Annotated in this window: 15 protein-coding genes and 1 pseudogene; 2 read left to right on the forward strand and 14 right to left on the reverse strand. The window is 52.5% G+C overall.

Annotated features, from left to right (window positions below; translation table 11 throughout):
* Positions 1-8: 8 nt before the first annotated feature.
* The 11 genes and pseudogenes from ACFPOF_RS14880 to ACFPOF_RS14930 all read right to left on the reverse strand — a co-directional run.
* A complete protein-coding gene (locus tag ACFPOF_RS14880; RefSeq protein ID WP_378133933.1) occupies positions 9-1,451 on the reverse strand; it encodes a nicotinate phosphoribosyltransferase in 1,443 nt (480 codons plus the stop codon).
* Between the two features lie 4 nt (positions 1,452-1,455).
* Positions 1,456-2,286, reverse strand: a complete 831-nt coding sequence (gene nadE, locus ACFPOF_RS14885) for an ammonia-dependent NAD(+) synthetase (protein WP_378134421.1) — start codon at positions 2,284-2,286, stop codon at positions 1,456-1,458.
* A gap of 21 nt (positions 2,287-2,307) precedes the next feature.
* Positions 2,308-2,853, reverse strand: a complete 546-nt coding sequence (locus ACFPOF_RS14890) for a cysteine hydrolase family protein (protein ID WP_378133934.1) — start codon at positions 2,851-2,853, stop codon at positions 2,308-2,310.
* A 60-nt stretch (positions 2,854-2,913) separates the two neighbouring features.
* Complete coding sequence (locus ACFPOF_RS14895) at positions 2,914-3,687, reverse strand: NUDIX domain-containing protein (RefSeq protein ID WP_378133936.1); 774 nt, start codon at positions 3,685-3,687, stop codon at positions 2,914-2,916.
* Between the two features lie 89 nt (positions 3,688-3,776).
* On the reverse strand, positions 3,777-5,051 hold the full coding sequence (locus tag ACFPOF_RS14900) for a methyl-accepting chemotaxis protein (RefSeq protein WP_378133938.1): 1,275 nt from the start codon (positions 5,049-5,051) through the stop codon (positions 3,777-3,779).
* A gap of 141 nt (positions 5,052-5,192) precedes the next feature.
* On the reverse strand, positions 5,193-6,440 hold the full coding sequence (efeB, locus tag ACFPOF_RS14905; protein WP_378133940.1) for an iron uptake transporter deferrochelatase/peroxidase subunit: 1,248 nt from the start codon (positions 6,438-6,440) through the stop codon (positions 5,193-5,195).
* A 19-nt stretch (positions 6,441-6,459) separates the two neighbouring features.
* Positions 6,460-7,656, reverse strand: coding sequence for an iron uptake system protein EfeO (efeO, locus tag ACFPOF_RS14910; RefSeq protein WP_378133942.1), 1,197 nt, complete (start codon positions 7,654-7,656; stop codon positions 6,460-6,462).
* Positions 7,657-7,674: 18 nt separating this feature from the next.
* The gene (locus ACFPOF_RS14915) at positions 7,675-9,177 is read right to left on the reverse strand and encodes an FTR1 family iron permease (protein WP_378133944.1); all 1,503 of its coding nucleotides are present in this window, start codon (positions 9,175-9,177) and stop codon (positions 7,675-7,677) included.
* A gap of 307 nt (positions 9,178-9,484) precedes the next feature.
* Complete coding sequence (locus ACFPOF_RS14920) at positions 9,485-10,192, reverse strand: TerC family protein (RefSeq protein WP_378133946.1); 708 nt, start codon at positions 10,190-10,192, stop codon at positions 9,485-9,487.
* A gap of 166 nt (positions 10,193-10,358) precedes the next feature.
* A complete protein-coding gene (locus tag ACFPOF_RS14925) occupies positions 10,359-10,622 on the reverse strand; it encodes a YiaA/YiaB family inner membrane protein (protein ID WP_378134423.1) in 264 nt (87 codons plus the stop codon).
* Positions 10,602-10,820, reverse strand: a pseudogene (locus ACFPOF_RS14930) (YiaA/YiaB family inner membrane protein); the annotation flags it as partial. The gene ACFPOF_RS14925 and the pseudogene ACFPOF_RS14930, both read right to left, overlap by 21 nt.
* A 203-nt stretch (positions 10,821-11,023) precedes the next feature.
* Here ACFPOF_RS14930 and ACFPOF_RS14935 point away from each other — a divergent pair.
* Entirely contained in the window at positions 11,024-12,052 is a 1,029-nt protein-coding gene (locus ACFPOF_RS14935) for a glycoside hydrolase family protein (RefSeq protein WP_378133948.1), read from the forward strand.
* A gap of 122 nt (positions 12,053-12,174) precedes the next feature.
* Here the strand turns inward: ACFPOF_RS14935 and ACFPOF_RS14940 are convergent, their stop codons facing one another.
* The 3 genes from ACFPOF_RS14940 to ACFPOF_RS14950 form a co-directional block, all read right to left on the reverse strand.
* A complete protein-coding gene (locus ACFPOF_RS14940) occupies positions 12,175-13,686 on the reverse strand; it encodes an ABC transporter substrate-binding protein (RefSeq protein WP_378133950.1) in 1,512 nt (503 codons plus the stop codon).
* Between the two features lie 100 nt (positions 13,687-13,786).
* Positions 13,787-14,713, reverse strand: a complete 927-nt coding sequence (locus tag ACFPOF_RS14945) for a carbohydrate ABC transporter permease (RefSeq protein ID WP_378133952.1) — start codon at positions 14,711-14,713, stop codon at positions 13,787-13,789.
* 49 nt (positions 14,714-14,762) lie between these two features.
* Positions 14,763-15,701 (reverse strand): ABC transporter permease, encoded by a 939-nt coding sequence (locus ACFPOF_RS14950; RefSeq protein WP_378133954.1) that lies wholly within the window; start codon positions 15,699-15,701, stop codon positions 14,763-14,765.
* 219 nt (positions 15,702-15,920) lie between these two features.
* Between ACFPOF_RS14950 and ACFPOF_RS14955 the strand changes: the two genes are divergently transcribed.
* Positions 15,921-17,819 (forward strand): sensor histidine kinase, encoded by a 1,899-nt coding sequence (locus ACFPOF_RS14955; protein WP_378133956.1) that lies wholly within the window; start codon positions 15,921-15,923, stop codon positions 17,817-17,819.
* Position 17,820 lies beyond the last annotated feature (1 nt).

Raw genomic sequence — 17,820 nt, forward strand, 5'->3', positions numbered from 1 at the left:
CCCCAATATTACGGATGATAGCGTTCGATCAATCGAGCCCGTTGTTCCCACAGTCCACGGCTTACGTTGACCAAATAAAGCTCAGGATTAAGCTTCCGAAGATGTTCAGGCCAGAACAATACGATCTGCTTTTCATGGTATCGCTGAATATTCGTCAACTCAGGCAACGCATAGACGAGTTCGCCTTCCCGGAATATGGGTTGAAGCAACGGAGTCGCCTCGTAATTGTCGATCTCCTTGTAGCGGTGCGGATGAAGCGGATCGATCAGCTTCAAAGGTTCGCCGTTACGGACAGCTTCGCCTTCTTCAGGCATGCACACATAATCCGCGACAGCCATTCCCGTCTCCTTGCTCACGATCCGGTAAACATCCTTTACCCCAGGCGTCGAAATTTTCTCCGGATTGCCCGAGATTTTGATGACCGGTTCGAGATCGCCATCCTTCTCCCGTGCAATCAGCTTATATACACCGCCGAGCGCCGGTTGGTCGAACGCGGTAATGAGCTGGGTGCCGACACCCCAAATGTCGATACGCGCCCCTTGCGCCTTCAATTCGCCGATAATGTTCTCGTCCAAGTCGTTCGATGCGACGATACGCACGTCAGGGAAACCCGCCTCATCAAGCATTTCCCGTGCGCGTTTCGATAAGTAAGCCAGATCGCCGCTATCGAGCCTGATGCCTTTGAGCTCTTTGCCTTGCTCGCGCAGCATTCGTGCGATCTTGATCGCGTTCGGCACGCCGCTTTTCAGCGTATCGTACGTATCGACGAGCAGTGTCACGTGATCGGGCAACGTCTCCGCGTATAGGCGAAAAGCCTCTTCTTCGCTATCGTGGCTTTGCACCCAGGCATGTGCGTGCGTACCCGAGGTCGGGATGCCGAAGCGCATGCCCGCCCGCATATTCGATGTGGCGTGGAACCCGGCAATATACGCCGCCCGTGCGCCCCAGATCGCCGCGTCCGCTTCCTGCGCCCGACGCGTTCCGAATTCGAGCAGCCGATCGTTCGGGGCTACTCTCTTGATCCTGGCCGCCTTCGTCGCGATCAGCGTCTGGTAGTTCAAGAAGTTCAACAATGCCGTCTCCACGAGTTGAGCTTCGATCATTCGGGCGTCTACCCGCACAAGCGGTTCGTTCGGGAAAACGACCGTTCCTTCCGGAACAGCAAACAAGTCGCCCGTAAAACAAAACGCCCGCAGTTCCGCAAGGAACCCTTCGTCGTAATTTTCTTCCTGCGTTCGCAAGTAGGCAATCTCTTCGTCGTCGAACGCCAGATTGCGAATGTAATCGACGATCCTTTCCAGCCCGGCGGCTACCGCATAACCGCTGCCGAACGGCAGCTTGCGAAAGTAGGCTTCGAAGACGGCCCTCTCGTTCGCCGAGCCGTTCTTCCAGTGCGCGTACATCATATTGATCTGGTATTTATCTGTATGAAGCGTTAAATTGTCTCCCATGTTCTCACGCCTTCCACCATTCGTCGTATACCGTCACCGGTCCTTGCCGCTTATGTTCCGTCCGGTCGTAGCGCTCTTCGATCTTGCGAGCGACATCTTCGGGTACAGATTTTAATTCCAGATAATCGTCCAGTTGCTCATAAGTCTGACCGAGGGCATCTTCGTCCGGCAACCCAGGCTTGTCGTCCTCCAGATCGGCCGTCGGCTTTTTCGTATACAAATGCGGCGGACAATCGAGCGCTTGCAGCAACGCTTTGCCTTGCCGCTTGTTCAGGCCGTAAATCGGCGCCACATCGCAAGCTCCGTCTCCGTGCTTCGTATAGAAGCCGGTAATCGCTTCCGCAGCATGGTCCGTGCCGAGCACGAGCAGACGATAGTGCGCCCCGAGGTCATATTGGACTTTCATCCGTTCTCTCGCTTTGACGTTGCCTCGCAGAAAATCGCTCAACTTCTCTCCCGTTGCCTCTTCGAAAGCGCGGACAGAAGCTTCGACGGCAGCTTTGACGTTAACCGTTACAACGCGCGTCGCCCCGATGAAACGAATCGCATCCTGTGCGTCTTCTTCGTCCGACTGCACACCGTACGGCAATCTGACGGCCATATACGAATAGCCGCCGCCTTCATGCTCAGCGTTCAATTCGTTGACGGCGAGCTGAGCCAACTTGCCGGCAAGCGTGGAATCTTGCCCTCCGGACTGACCGAGTACGTACCCTTTCGCACCCGTGTGGAGCAAATATTTTTTCAGAAAGTCAACTCGTTCCCGAATTTCGCTGCCGGCATCAATCGTCGGCTTTACTTTCAAGGCGTTCGCAATCTCGCGCTGTTTGTTCGTCATCATCGTTCCTCCCGCTGATCGTTATCGATAGCCGCGCTCGACCTGAGCTCCAAGCACGCTAGTGAAATGTCCGAGCGCCCACTCGTGCCCGGTCGCGTTAAAGCTCGCGACTGCGTCTTCATGTATGATGGTTTGAAATCCTTTGTTGTACGCATCGACTGCCGTATGCAAGACGCAAATATCGGTACATACGCCGACGAGATGGAGCTCTTCGATGCCTCTCTCCCGCAGCTTCAACTCCAGATCCGTTCCGGCGAATGCGCTGTACCTCGTTTTGTCCATCCAATAGGCGTCCTGTCCGTCTTTCCGATACCAGTCGTCCAGCTTGCCGTACAGCCGTCTACCCTCGGTGCCACGGAGGTTATGGGGAGGGAACAGTTTCGTCTCTGGATGAAAAGGATCCCCTTCTTCATGCAAATCGACCGCCAGGACGACGAAATCCCCCTGTTTCCCGAACTGGCGCGCCAATGCGGCAATACGTTCCTCGATGTCGATGGCAGGTTGCCCGCATGGCAGCTTCCCGACGACGAAATCGATCGTGTAATCGATAATGATCAATGCTTTCATTTTTCATTCCCCCTCAGTTTAATATTATTAATCCGACAGTATCAAAAGGTGAAAAAAACTCTATCCATAAATGGATAGCCGAGGTTGATAATCCGTGAATCGATACAGTTGAGCGGCCCGTTGAGAATAACGATTGGATGTGACGGATTGCCCGTGCTCGTCTCGAACTTCCTCAATAATGCCGTTCCTGCTTTGCGTCGCTGTAATTTTACGAATGAAATTGCTCTCTTCGAACTCCGGAACGACCGTTCGAATCACTTGGTACAGCTCGCTGATCGTAAACTTCTCAGGTAGAAATTCCTTCGCGATTGTCGTCGTGAGCATTTGATGTCGCACCCGTTCTAATGCATCAGCCACAATCGTATTGTGATCGAATGCGAGACGCATCCGCAGCGCCTCTTCAACGGGAACGAGCTTCACGTCCGAAGCGTCATCGGCCGCTTTGCGATTCAGCAATTGCCTTTCGTTCACAAGCGCAAAGAATGCATGAGAGATCATCCAACCTCTCGGATCTCTACCCGGCTCGCTGTACACGTTAAAATACGCCAGATGAACGTCATCTATCGAGGTTTCTTCTTGCAGCTCGCGCCTTGCCGTCTCGTAGATCGATTCCGTATCTTTCGAGAAACCGCCTGGCAGCGCCCATTGGCCCTCGAAAGGCCAGCCTTTCCTCTCGATCAGAAGTACTTGCAGTTCCATTAGCGGCAACGATTTTTTCACTGCGCGGCGTTCCGTTGACGTAATCGTGAAAATGACAATGTCCGCGGGCGCGCCGTCAGGTGTGCGGAATGCAGCTACGGAATAACTGGAGGGCCGATCTTTCGATTCGTCCATTGCTTTCACCCGTTTCAATATTGTCGTTTTGATATTTTCATTATGAACATTTAAAGGCGGGATGTCAACCTCGACTTCCGCCTTTTCGCTTAAATTTTGAAAAATTCCGTTTTGCTCCGCAGCTCGGAAGACTTGGCACGCAAACCGTCGGTTGATGCCGCGATTTCTTCCATCACCGCCGTCTGCTCTTGCGACGCCGCAAACACATGTTTCGCCCCTTGGCGGATTTGGTCGGCTACGGAGGCGACTTTCCGCGACTCGCTTAACCGCTCGATCGCCTGGCCCGCCTGGAACGATATCCGCTCCGCCATCGATTCGACAATCTCGACGACAAGCTTCGAATCGCGGGCGACTTCTTCGAACACGCCGGCATATCGCTCCCCCTGCGTCGCTTCCTGCTCGGATACTTCGTGCTGCGCCCGAATATGATCAACCGCTCTGGCGATTTCTTGCTGGATGCGGGCGATCAGCGCCCGAATCGACTTGACCGAGCCGGCGCTTTCATCGGCAAGCGACTTGACGGCTTGGGCTACGACTTGGAATCCTCTGCCTTCCTCGCCAGCTCTCGCCGCCTCAATAGAAGCGTTCAAAGCAAGGAAATGAGTCTGATCCGCAAGATCGCCAACCACGTTCGATATTGTGCCAATCTCATTTGCGTACGAATCAAGTTGCTTTACCACTTCAAGCGCATCCCGGTTAAGCGCGGAAAGCCGTCTCATCCCGCCAACGAGCGACTGGAACACTTCTTCGCTTTGTTTGGCTGCTCCGTTCATGCGTTGCGCCCGGCCGCGGGCGTCCTCCGCTTCTTCGGTCATGCGATTCGCTTCTCCGGATAATGTCTCTGCGTCGACATACAGCCGCTCAGCGGATTCTGCTTGCGACGTCGTGCCGGAAGTGATTACTTCAGACTCGTTCGTCATTTGCTCGATTTGGTTCGTCGCATGGCCGACAGCTTCTTGCAACTCTTTGGCATGTACATCCGCCATATGGCTATTGTCCTTGATTCCTTCAATTATTGTTCTGAACTGCGCAAGCATGCTAGAGAAAGCATCTCCAAGCGCTTGCAACTCATCGCCGGAACGCCGGGTGTCGATCTTCACGGCCAGATTGCCAGCCGCAGCTTCTTTCGCTGCTGCCGTCAGTGCTAACAGCGGGCGAAGCAACCATCTCGCCGCCGCGAAACCGAATAACCCTGTCCAGAACACGCCGACTAGCAATGTCAGCAGCACGAACAGCCAACTCGGCATAAAAGAAAACGAGTCTTTCAGCGCCAACAGGAAAAACGCACTTGTCCCGTATGTCACAGCCGAAGCTGCCGTAATGCCGATTACCATTTTTTTCACGATGCTCAATCGGGTTTGCATTTGCTTGTCCCCCGTTATGTAGAAGTAATTTTATTAGAACACGAAAAACCTGGAGGAAATGTGACTAATGTCACACGTCGCTGCGTAGAAAAGGAAAAGACGGCCCTCACAAGTGAAGAACCGTCTTTTGAAAATTGTATTTTAAGATTCGAATAATTTCTGTCCAATATACTCACCTTCGCGGATACCGCCCGGACATGCGTACATGCCGCTCGCAACGTGCATCGTATACTCGTTTAACTTATCGCTGCTTTGCATCAGCTTAAGCATGGGAACGAACTGCGTATCCGGGTCGCGCTGATAACTGAGGAACAACAAGCCCGCGTTCACGTTGCCGGTTCGATGATCTACTCCGTCTGTATAGGAGAACGCCCTGCGGTGAATTTGCTGCTTCGAGTCTTTCGCCAAGCGGACGTGCGCGGTTGCCGGCAATTGTGAAGCATCGACGGTGTCGAACTCTTCTTTCTTGCCATAGGCGGCGCCGGATTCCTTGTACCTGCCGAACGTATTCTGTTGATCGGTCAAGGACGAACGATCCCATACCTCGAGCAGCATGCGGATTTTACGAAAGGCAAGGTAGCTGCCGCCATTCATCCAGGCCGGCTCGTCGTCCGCCGCCCAGACGACTTGGTCGAAACCGGAAGGCGTCTGATGCGATTCGTTTGCCGTTCCATCCTTGAAACCGAACAAATTGCGCGCCGTCTTGCCCGGCTGACCGCTAATGAAACCTTCGTTCATCCAGTTCAATGACGCGGAGCCTGTCGACAGACGAATAAAGTTGCGGACTGCGTGAAAAGCAACCTGCTGATCGTCAGCGCACACCTGCACGATGATATCGCCGCCGGACTGCGAAGGATCCAAGTTATCTTTCGGCATGCGAGGAATATCTTTCAAGTGCATAGGCAGCTTGCTTCCTATGCCGAACCTATCGGTTCCGCCGACGCCGAATAGCGACGGACCGAATCCGAATGTTGCCGTTAACCGCGATGGCGGTAAGTCCAATGATTCGCCCGTGTCGCTTGGTGGCAAATTCGGATTATCACCTGTACGCATTGTGCCGCCAGACGTACTCAGATCGGCGAAACGAGTCCAGTCCTTCAGCAAACGGATCAACCCGTCCTTGCTCGTCGCCGTAATCCTGAAACTCGCCAAGTACATATAAGTCTGCTGAGGCGTAATGATACCCGCTTGGTGATCGCCGTACATTGGCACTTGCTCGCCTGCAGGATTGCTTTCGGCCTGCGCAGTGCTGTCCGAGCCGAGCGCCCGTTCGATAGCGTACATACCCGCGCCGCCAACCGCCAGTCCGACGCCGGCAACTGCGGACATTTTCAGAAAATCTCGTCTGCTCATGCCGCCTTTGCTCATTTGCTCACTCATGTCGGACATCCTCCTTCTTCGTTACCTCTTACAGAATGCTTGCCGTTTGCGACATCAGCGTCGATAATTGGCTCAGTTCATCGCTGATCTCGCGAATTTGCTCGTCAGTGAGCTTATCGTAAGAGACAAATTGGCCAGTCGTTTGGTAGTTAAGCAGCGTCTGCTCCATTTTCACGAATTGGGTGTCAAGCTGCTTGCCCAGATCCGGATTTTTCTCGTTTAACGCCGGGATGATCGCCAAGTAAACCGTTTTGGAGCCGCTCACGTTCGCCGCGAAGTCGACCAAATCCGTGTGCGAGTAAATTTCTTCTTCTCCGGTGATTTTGGAAGTCGCCGCTTCGTTCAGCAGTTCCATTGCACCGGCTACCATCGTTTTCGGATCAAGTTCGAACGTCGCAACTTTAGCTTGAAGCTCTTGCGTGTCTTTCACAAGCTGATCCGCGTAAGCCGCCATACCTTCAAGGGAGTTGTCCGCCCAGAGCGCTTTCTCGATACGATGGAAGCCTCCCCATGTGTTCGGGTCTTCCGCATCGGCCAACCGCGCATCGATGCGTGGGTCAAGGTCGCCGAAGCTTTCAGCGATCGGCTCGATTGTCTCAAAGTAAACGCGGGCTTGCGGGTACAACCGTTTTGCCTCTTCCGCGTTGCCGGCTTTGACCGCATCCGCGAACAGTTTCGTCTGGGCGACAAGGCCGTCAGCTTGCTCTTGCACGTACTTCTTGTAGTTGTCTACCGCTTTCGTAAGCAGTTCATTCGTGTTCGCTGTCGTCGGCTTCGCGTTCTTAAGCGCAGTCAGCGCATCTTGCAGCTTCGCCGCCGTTACTTTTAGGGCGTCGAAATCGACTTTATCGTAAGCCGATGCAGAGAAGATCGGCATGACGTACTTCTCTACTTCCGTATATTCAAGAGGAAACACTTGGCGGACGGCGTTCTCGTAAGAAAGCCAATCTTCGTTGACCGCTTTGCCTAGTTTTTTGACTTCGTCCAAATTTTTCTGTTCAATAGCTTCTTGCAGCTTTGTTGTTTGTTCCTGAAGCTTCGTCGTGCCATCCTGGATTGCGCTCGTATCTCCGGAAGAGGATGCGCTTTGCGATGGAACTGCCGATCCGGTTGCGGCCGGTTTGTTCGTATCGTTGTTTCCGCATGCGGAAAGCATAACAGCAAGGAGAGAAGCAGCTAGGATTGCGTTTACCCGGGATAAGCTAGTGCGTTTTCTAACGTTCATGAACTGGACAACCTCCGATTAAGCCATGATTTTATTGTTTTTCCGTTTGAACAGCAACGACTGCAGCAGCACGACCGATATGCCGACCAATAAAAACAACAGCTGCGGAAGCGTGCTATACCAGGACGGGTACAAACTGAAAGAAGCTTTCTCCGGCAAATAATCTTGCACCGTCGAAGGAATGACTCCGGCCATCTGTAAGCTGTGGATGCCGGAACCCATAAACTTGAAACATAAGTAAAAAACAATGACGCTGGATACGAGAAACACAGGGCGAACCGGTAATTTAGCTCCAGCTTTAATGAGAATGAACGCACAGGCGATAAGTACGCCGAAACCGGCTGCGATCCCCCCGGCCAGTTCGCTTGCAGGCATCTTGCCAGCCATGCCGATCAAGAAAATAACCGTCTCCAGCCCCTCGCGGGTAATCGCGAAAAAAGCGATCAAGGCGAATGAAATCATTTTGCCGCCGGACAACGCTTGAGTGCTCTTGTCGGCTAGAAATTTGTTCCAGCGCTTGACGTCGGAATTGCGATGCAGCCAGTAACTGACATAAAGCAGCAATACGCTAGCGAGCACGCCCGTCCAACCGTTAATCAGCGAATTGTTGCGTCCGAAAGCACTGGAGGAAAGCAACAAGGCAACGAGAAAACCGACCGTAATGCACACAGCAGCACCGGCAGCCGTACCCCCGAGCACCCAACGTTTCGCCTTCGCAGAGTTCGCTTTCTTGGCGAACATAAGAAGCGTCCCGACGACAAGCAGCGCCTCAAGGCCTTCGCGAATAGGAATAAGCGCGGCGTCAACCCAAGTGTACTGCGCGTCAATAAGAGGCGTTAGCGATTCGACCATACGATCGACGATGGCGGAAGCTTCAGCTCTCTTGCTCTCACTGGATAAGTAGGCGTCAAGCATGACCAAGTCTCGTTCGGAAGCGTCATATGCAGCCTGTGACTGACTGACAACGTCGCCCTCAACCGCAAGCCATTGCCGTTGCAGCAGCTTTGTTTCGTTCAGCGCCGCGTCCCATTTGCCCTGAGCGATCAGGTCGCCCGTCTGGCGAAGCTTCAAAACATACGTGCCTAGCGTAAGTTTCTGTTTCCCGTCATTACCCGCGAAAGCACCCTCTGCGTACATTTGAAGGGTGAATCGTAGGTCGGCAGCGCTCACGGCCGCTTGCTTCGCGTCTTTGCCGACGAATGCGAGCGACAAAGCAGCGATTTTGCTGTCGATCTCGAGTGCCATGTCAAGCGATTGCTTCTTCGCCTCCGCTTTATGCGAGCCCCACCATTTCTTGATCTGTCCGAACGAATCGGCGCCTTCTTCCAGCTTGCCGGCTTCCAAATCCGAGTTCATCTTTTCGGCGGTTGCGACAATCGTTCCAATATCTTGGCTCGCATCTACCAATTCCGCACGAACTGACGGGACATTGACCAACGAAATTGCCGCAAACCATATAAAAGCACAAACCATCGTGAGAAGCGCCGCTGTAATCCGCTTGCTCCGGCCCGTGCTCATCATTGCGTTTGCCTCCCTGTTGCAGTTGAAATGATTTCTCAATTGGATGATAACAATTCTCAATCTCAGCATAATTATAGACAGCAACCTAGTGGGTGTCAATTGTAACAATTGTCTAAAATCGCACGATTATCCGCGTACGGCATGGGATTGCACAGATTCGGCCAGTTACAAGAGGAGGGTTATTAAGGGGGTTATTGAAAGGAACGCATGAGGTGTGTCAGGTGGCTTGTTGGTGATACGAGTATGAAAAGCTTGCGGGGGAGGCGGTAGTCCCTACAAACCGAACCGCCCCTCCCCACTTTCTAAGTCATCGCAATCTTTCTCCGTCTTCCGTATGTCCGTTCGAATGATCGTCGGCGACGCGCTTGAGTTTCCTCCACCCGTAAGCCGCGACCAGCACAAACACGGCAGCCAGCATAGGCAGCCAGTTGTATCCCCAGTCGCCCCAGCTTGGCACGTTGTCGCGAACGACTGCCACTTCCGTAAGCATCTCTCCGGCCGTGTAACCAAGGACGGCAGACCCGATCCAAACAATCGCGGGATAACGCGCAATCAGCTTTAGCAGCAGACGACTCCCCCATATTAGCAAAGGAACGCTCAGCGCGACGCCGGTTGCCATTAGCCACACATGTCCATGTGCGATTGACGCGATAGCGAGTACGTTGTCCAGGCTCATAATAAGATCGGAAACGATAATAATCCCGATCGCTTTGCCGAGCGAAGACACGCCTTTCACTTCTTTGCCGTCTTCGTCTTCGAGCAGCAAATGAATGGCGATATAAAGCAGAAGCAAGCTGCCGACGATCTGAACCGCGGGGATATCGAGCAAGGCGACGGCGGCAATGGACAGCACGATTCGCAGTACGACGGCGGCGGTCGCTCCTAGCCATACGGCGCGGCCTCTAAGTCGTTCGGGCAAATTGCGACTCGCCAGCGCAATGACGACGGCATTGTCTCCGCTAAGCACGATATTGATCAACAGTATTTCTATCAGCAACAGAAAATTTTCGAGCATTGTAGACTCCTTAAGCGTAGTTGGGCATTCGCTTATTATTGCCCGATTCCGGTACTGTTTACACCTTCGACGATAAAAGAAGAGCACGCCAAAAGACGGTCCGGGGGATAACCCCGGCCGTCTTAGAGATCAGGCTATATTTTGTTCGGCGAACGTTTGCGACACCTTATTCATTGCCAAACATCTTATCTTCCTCGTTATCTCGAACCGTTTTCTGCAACACAAGGCTCGTAACGATTAGGAACGCTGCGCCGATCGCATAGTAACCGACGACGTAGAACGGTTCCTCAAGCGTCGATAACCCGACGAACTCGAACAGAATCGCCAATATAAAACCGATCCAGCTCAGAAAAGTGAACGCCGAAGTATTACGTTTGCGATGGTGCGGGTTCGATTGGCGCAGAAATTGATCCTCGTCATTGTCCCGAATAACTTTCTGCAAGACGAACGCGGTAATAATGAGGAGAACGCCGACTGCAGCATAATATCCTTTAACTGACAAAGGCTGCTTCAGGGAATAGATTCCCCCGAACTCAAAACCGAATGCGAGCACGAATGCCGCCCAAGCCATAAATGTATAGGTCGGCGTATTTCTCCGGCGGTAAAAATCGTTCGTTTTTTTGAGCATTCCGTCTTCCATGACAGTTCCTCCTAGTATTATCGATTGACTTCTCGATGACCGATGACCTTATCATAAGACTGTCGGCGGTAAGCGAATAGTACCAACTATTCGTAGTACCAGGCATAATGTTAATATCCGACCTATTCGTGGGCAACATCTCTTCAACTTCTATGTTAAAATCAACCTAATTCAATTAGGAGGCATACATCATGCAAAACCCAATCTATCACAGGTTATCCCCTGCTCCGAAAAACGGAGGCTTTCGTATGGAGGATTATTACATATGGTGCGGCTCTGCGATTCAAGGAGAAGATGGCAAGTATCATTTATTTGCATCTAGATGGCGTAAAGAGCTTGGTTTTGGCGCGCAATGGCTATTTAACTGCGAAATCGTAAGAGCCGTAAGCGATACGCCGGAAGGTCCCTATCAATTCGCGGAAGTCGTTTTCGAACGTAGGGATCGTTCGTACTTCGATGCGCTTAATCAGCATAACCCTTCCATTAGATATTGGAATGGCACTTATTATTTGTATTATTTTGGAACCTCTTACGGCGGCCCCATACCGACAGCGGGTGAAACGATTCCCTCCGGCCGCGCGCTTGAGGTGTGGAATCGCAAACGGATTGGTCTTGCCACCAGCAAGTCCATCTATGGACCGTGGCAACGCAGAGACACGCCGCTGCTGGAGCCTAGGAACCCCGGCCATTGGGATTGCACCATTACCACGAATCCCTCGGCAGCGATTCTTCCCGATGGTACAACCTATATGATCTATAAATCGCGCGAATACGCAGATGCGACTTTGCAGCTTGGAATCGCAAAAGCTCCTCGGCCCGACGGACCGTTCGAACGACTGAGCGACGAGCCGATTTTCCGCTTTGATAATGAAGATTTCCATGTAGAGGATCCGTATCTTTGGTATGGGGATGGCTTGTTTCATGTCCTGATGAAGGATGACTATAAGAACAACAGCGGCGGACTCACGGGCGAATGGGGAGCTGGGGTGTACGCCACAAGCAAGGATTGTATTCATTGGGATCTGCATCCGAATCCTTTGTCCTATACGCGCAATGTGTCATGGGATGACGGATCCACAAGCCTGCAGTGCAACCTAGAAAGACCTAATCTTTTATTCCATGAGGGCAGGCCGACGCACCTGTTTCTAGCAACTGGGAATGGCAATGAGGCGTGGGAGTTTGACGGTGTGACTTGGAATATGGTGATTCCATTAAAATAATGCAAACCTATCGGATGAAGGGCAGCACATAATCGGTATCGCACTTGACGACGTAATCGTCATCCATGCTCCAAAACAAAACAGCCGCAACGATCGCGGCTGTTTCTTCATTATAAAATAAATTATTGCTTCGCCTTCCAAGCATCCACTTGTTTCTGAAGCTCGGCCAGCACTTTGTCCAAGCCGTTGTCTTTGAGCTTCTGATTGATTTTCGGCAAATTTTCTTTCGGGTCAAGCGTGCCGGAGAAGAGCGAGTTATAAGAAGCGTCTTTGGCGTTCTTCAAGTTGGCGATCTCGGTTGAAATGCTTGCCGTGTCCGGTTGGAAGCCCAGCAACGGCGCACTCGTTGCGGAATCGTTGAATTTCTTGAATTGGTCCCACTTGTCGGCAGGGTCTGCCGTGTTCAAGTACGTCAGCATCAAGTTGCCGACGCTGAACGCCGGGAAACCGTAGCCGCTGTCCGGAATCGCATCTTTGCTGTTGTCGCCCGTCTTCTTATAGTGCGTATTCTCGATACCGAAGTCCACCAGATTGATAAGCGTTGCGTCGGTGTACAGCAAGTTCAGGAACTCCATCGCTTTCTCCGGGTGCTTCGACTTGGCGTTGATCGCTTGCAGCGCCCCCGCCACCGACCAGTTAAACGCGATTGGATCATGCATCGGGACACTGACGACTTTGTACCCTGCGTCGCCGCTCCACAAATTGTCAGCGTACGGCTGAGAATCGGCAACGTCGACGAGCCATTTGCCTGTCTTGAAGTAGTCGCCCGCATCTTTCTGGGTCGCTACGTCTTTCGGCAAATACCCCGCTTGATAATACTTGTGCATCGTCTCCAGATAAGTCATCGCTTCCGGCGTATCCCAGACATTGATGAGTTTGCCGTCGGTCGATCCGAGCGGCGTGCCGATGAACGGCAAGTCGGCGATCGGCAGATCGAACGGCAGCCACTCGCCGATTTTGGCGGGAATCGGCGCAATTCCGGTCTCTTTCTCTTTAAACGCTTTCAGAAGCGGTTCCAAATCTTGCAGCGTCTTCACGTTGGAAATATCGAGGCTATACTTGTCGAGCATTTCTTTGTTGAAGCGGAACACCCGTTGCTGCGGAAGTTCTTTATTCGTAGGCAAGCCGTAATTGTGACCGTTTACTTTCGTGCCTTCAAGGAATGCCGGATTAAGCGCTTCTTTGACGCCTTTGCCTTGCTGCTCTAACAATTGATCCAGTTCGTAAAATGCGCCTTTTTTGGCATTCGCGAAATAATCGTTCGCCCAAGAGCTCGTGAACGCAATGTCGTACGGCTCGCCGGAAGCGATAATGATCTGCATCTTCTGGGAATAGTCGCCCCAATCGAGCATTTTCATTTCTACGGTCGCATGGATTTTCGGTTCGATGTACTTGTTGATCTCGGCATTCACTTTGGCCAAATCTTTCGGCGGCGTGCCGATCGTGTACCAGATCAGATTAACCGTTTCTTCCTCTTTCGTCGCGCTCGGCGACTCGGAAGCTTGCCCGGAAGATGCCGATGGGGACGCGGAAGGCGATGACTTCGCTTCGTTGTTGCCGTTGCCGCAACCTGATAGGGCCACGCTCGCACATAACGCCAATGCAATAAATCCGTACCGCTTTTTGTTGAACACGTAAATCCCCCTGACCTCTATTGGTGTTTATTTTAACCGCCGAAGAGAGAGCTCTTCAAGCGTTTAAAACCTGCTTTGCGTTCGGATTACCTAGTAAGAACTAGTCCTTGACGGCTCCGATCGTTAATCCTTGCACGAAATAACGTTGGAAAAACGGATACGCGAGCACGATCGGTCCTGTCGCGAGTACGACCATCGCCATCCTCGTCGTCTCCTGCGGCAGCGATCGCAGCATTTCCCGGCTCTGTCCGCTGTTCAGCAGCGCCGAGTTCTGGATAATGAACTGCATGCTCTGCTCGATTCGCATGAGCAGCGCCTGGAGCGGCACGAGCCTATTTGAATCGATGTACAGCAGAGCGTTAACCCAGTCGTTCCAATAACTTAGCGTGCTGAAGAGCGCAATTGTCGCGAGCCCCGGCAGAGAAATCGGTAAGACGAGTCTGAGCAAAATTTTGAATTCGCCCGCGCCGTCGATTTTGCCGGATTCGATAATCGGCGTCGGCACCATCGTCTGGAAAAACGTTCGCAAAATGAAAATATTAAATGCGTTCAGCGACATCGGCAAAATGAGCGCCCAAATCGTATCTTTCAGCTCTAGCATCTGCGCGACGACGATATAGGTCGGCACGAGTCCGCCCCCGAACAACATGGTGAAAAAAGCGTAGAAGGAAAAAAACTTTCTGAACTTGAAGTTCCGTCGCGAAATCGCGTACGCATACAGCGTCGTCATCGCAACCGTGATCAGCATCCCGACGATCGTAACGAACAACGTGACGCCGTAAGAACGAAAGAGCTGATCGCCTGTCCGAAACACGTATTCGTATGCGTCGGCGCTCCACTTGGCCGGCCAGATTTTGTAGCCTTTCTCCAGCAGCGAATTCTCGTCCGTGAACGAAATGACGACAACGAACAGGAACGGGAATACGCAAGCGAAGGCGAAACCTCCGGAAATCAAGTGAAGCAGGCCATTCCAGGCTATCGGAAGTCGGTGAACGTCCCGCGACTTCGCCGGACCGGCGAGTTTCATGTGTGTTCGCCTCCTTTCGTGGTGTGAATCTGAAAGTGCCTCTCTGTCGTCAGAACAAGGCTTCGTCTTCGTTGATTTTTTTGACGGCCCAGTTCGCGGTCAAGACGAGCACGAGCCCGACGACCGATTGGTAGAACCCTGCCGCCGCTGCCATTCCGAAATCTCCGAGCACTTTCATGGAGCGGTATACATACGTGTCGATAACGTTGGTGACCGGGAACAGAGCGCCCGATTCGCGAGGAATCTGGAAAAACAATCCGAAGTCCGCGCGGAAAATACCGCCTATCGCGAGTATGGTCAGGATAATCATCATCGGTTTGATGAGCGGGATCGTGATTCGGACCGTCTGCTGCCATTTGCCCGCGCCATCGATCATCGCGGCTTCGTAATAGGTTTTGTCGATACCCGATATCGCTGCCAAGTAGACGACGCTCGAATAGCCGATCCCTTTCCAGGCGTTCATCACGATTAGTATGAGCGGCCAGTAGGCCGTCTCCGAATACCAGTTGCGCGATTCCGCTCCGAAAGACTCGAGCACTTGATTTACGAGCCCGCGATCGACGCTCAGGAAGCTGAACACGAAGTAGCTGACGATGATCCAACTGAGAAAATAAGGCATGAACATCGCCGTCTGGTATAGCTTGGCCAGCTTCTTCTGCGTCAGATGGAACAAGACGATCGCCATCGATACGGACAAGACGAGCCCTAGTACGATGAAAGCGAGATTGTACAATACCGTATTGCGGGTAATGATGTACGCGTCGTGGGCGTTAAACAGAAACTCGAAGTTTTTTAAGCCCACCCACTCCGATTTGATCAATCCGGTGAAAAAACCGCCCAGATCGAGCCGGTATTGCTTAAACGCGATAAGCGCCCCCGGCATCGGAATATAAGCGAAGATCAGAAACCAGAGCGCGCCGGGAAACGCCATGAACAGAAACGCCTTGTTTTTGCCGATATCACGAACGAAAGTCAGTATCCCTTGCATGTTTTTCACCTCCGTCTTGCTCCGTCTAGCTGCGTGTTTGCCGTTCTCGATCTCAAGGTAACACGACCAGAAAGCGGCTCGATAGTGAACAGATTTAAGCTTTCATGTACGGATTAAAGGTTCGCTTCGGCGTCGCCCGCAATCGCTTACATTTTCGTTGCCGCCCCGTTTCTCCCGTGTTATCTTATATCTACTTCACCCGCACGGGAGGTGAACGTCATGGCCAAACTTGCCGACGTCTATCATGCTTTTTTTCGTACGAAGCTGTTCAACAAAATCGTTCTCGTCTTCTCCGCGCTTACAATCGTGACGTTCTGCACGCTTGCCGTACTCGTCTACAAGTACTCGACAAGTTCGCTGCGGCAGAAGGAACTCGCTGCGCAGCAGCAAGCTGTAAACAGAATCGGCGCCTTCCTCGACGAGCAGATGGACCAATCGCAGGACGCAGTACTCCAGTTTTATCAGAATCAGCTGCTACTGAACGACATGCTCTATTTTCTGCGCAACGACATGCCGCTCTATATTCAGTACCGGTTCAACAAATACATCGCGAGCAACAGCTCGGAAAATCGCAACCTGGAAACGTTCCTGCGAAGCCACATGGAAAGTCATCCGGAAATATTGCAGATCGCCGTATACAGCAGATCGCAATCGTTCGTATTTATGATCAATAGCAACAAGACGCAGAAACTCATTATGCTGCAAGGGGAAAAGCGGCCTGCCGAGCAGGCGCTCGACAGTATGCGCGCGATCCGTACGGCTACCTCGCGCACACCTGAATTGGATGAAATTCTTGGGATCGACCGCTTAGGCGCCTATACGTTCACGTTCGACATGAATGATCCTGACACGCTTCGGAACGAAGGCAGCATTTTGTTTACCTTCGATCCAGACGCGATCGGCAAATTGTTAAAGTCAAGCGAAGCCGAGCGACGTATCGGCTCCAACCTTGTTCTGTTCCCAACGGACAAAGTCGTTTACGATTCGAAGGGACTATACAGCGGGCTCGACTATCCGTACGCCCGTCAATTGTACGGAGATCCGGGATACGCCAAGCTCGAGACGAAAGCTTACCGAACGACGACCAGGACGGCGAAATCGGGTCTTTATGTCAGCGGTATCGTACCGGCGAGCGAACTTGAAGGGAAATTCGCCGGGTTCAAAAGCAAGGTGATTGCCATTACCGGCATCGGCATCGTGCTCATGATCGTTTTCGCGTATATGACCGTCTACCGGTATTCGCGTAGAACGAGGGCGATCATCAAAGCGATGAAACACGCGCAGCAAGGGAACTTGTCCGTTCGCGTTCCGACCGGGCAGAACGACGAGCTCGACGAAATTTCCGATCGATTCAACCGGATGTGCGAAGAGTTGATGAGCTATATCAACCAGGTGTACGTATCCGAGATTAAGCAGAAACATGCCGAGCTCGTCGCGTTCCAAGCGCAGATCAACCCTCATTTTCTGTACAACACTCTGGAAGCGATCCGGATGCGCGCGCTTACGCAAGGGGCGACGGACGTCGGGGAAATGGCCTATGTGCTCGGTTCGTTGTTCCGGTATGCAGTCAAGCCGGAGACTACCGTTACGCTCGGTGACGAGATCGAGTATTGCCGACAATTTCTCGAGCTGTACCGTCTTCGATTCCGGGATAAAATGAGCTATTCGATCTCGCTTGAGGAAGGCATGGAGTCCGCCCTCTTATTCAAGTTGTCCCTTCAGCCGCTGATCGAGAATGCGATCGTTCACGGGGTTCGGGCCGCGAAGATGGGCAACGTCATTGCGATTCGCGCATACGCCGATGCGGAGACGTCCACGCTTATCGTCGAAGTCGAGGATAATGGCAAAGGCATGGATGAAGAACGTCTGCAGGCCGTTAAGCTGAACTTGGCAGGCAACGGGCATATGCCCGGGGAGCGTGCGGCAAGCGTTACGAACGGGGCACATTCGGAGTCCAAGGAAAACAAAAAGCCTGGCGGCACTTCTCTCGGTTTGCGCAATGTGAACGAAAGAATCCGGCTGCTGTACGGGGACGGTTACGGACTCGACATCCGCAGCAAACGAATGGAGGGCACTGTCGTTCGCGTCCGTTTCCCGCATCGGAAGGAGGAAGTTTGAT

It is taken from the genome of Cohnella soli, assembly GCF_042655525.1.
Lineage (GTDB): Bacteria > Bacillota > Bacilli > Paenibacillales > Paenibacillaceae > Cohnella > Cohnella soli.

Bases quoted from the DNA above. Each gene is read 5' to 3' on its own strand.
- nadE (WP_378134421.1), bottom strand. From the start codon at position 2,286: ATGACGAACAAACAGCGCGAGATTGCGAACGCCTTGAAAGTAAAGCCG.
- ACFPOF_RS14955 (WP_378133956.1), top strand. From the start codon at position 15,921: ATGGCCAAACTTGCCGACGTCTATCATGCTTTTTTTCGTACGAAGCTG.
- ACFPOF_RS14950 (WP_378133954.1), bottom strand. From the start codon at position 15,701: ATGCAAGGGATACTGACTTTCGTTCGTGATATCGGCAAAAACAAGGCG.
- ACFPOF_RS14915 (WP_378133944.1), bottom strand. From the start codon at position 9,177: ATGATGAGCACGGGCCGGAGCAAGCGGATTACAGCGGCGCTTCTCACG.
- ACFPOF_RS14945 (WP_378133952.1), bottom strand. From the start codon at position 14,713: ATGAAACTCGCCGGTCCGGCGAAGTCGCGGGACGTTCACCGACTTCCG.
- ACFPOF_RS14880 (WP_378133933.1), bottom strand. From the start codon at position 1,451: ATGGGAGACAATTTAACGCTTCATACAGATAAATACCAGATCAATATG.
- ACFPOF_RS14900 (WP_378133938.1), bottom strand. From the start codon at position 5,051: ATGCAAACCCGATTGAGCATCGTGAAAAAAATGGTAATCGGCATTACG.
- efeO (WP_378133942.1), bottom strand. From the start codon at position 7,656: ATGAACGTTAGAAAACGCACTAGCTTATCCCGGGTAAACGCAATCCTA.
- ACFPOF_RS14895 (WP_378133936.1), bottom strand. From the start codon at position 3,687: ATGGACGAATCGAAAGATCGGCCCTCCAGTTATTCCGTAGCTGCATTC.
- ACFPOF_RS14935 (WP_378133948.1), top strand. From the start codon at position 11,024: ATGCAAAACCCAATCTATCACAGGTTATCCCCTGCTCCGAAAAACGGA.
- ACFPOF_RS14920 (WP_378133946.1), bottom strand. From the start codon at position 10,192: ATGCTCGAAAATTTTCTGTTGCTGATAGAAATACTGTTGATCAATATC.
- efeB (WP_378133940.1), bottom strand. From the start codon at position 6,440: ATGTCCGACATGAGTGAGCAAATGAGCAAAGGCGGCATGAGCAGACGA.
- ACFPOF_RS14890 (WP_378133934.1), bottom strand. From the start codon at position 2,853: ATGAAAGCATTGATCATTATCGATTACACGATCGATTTCGTCGTCGGG.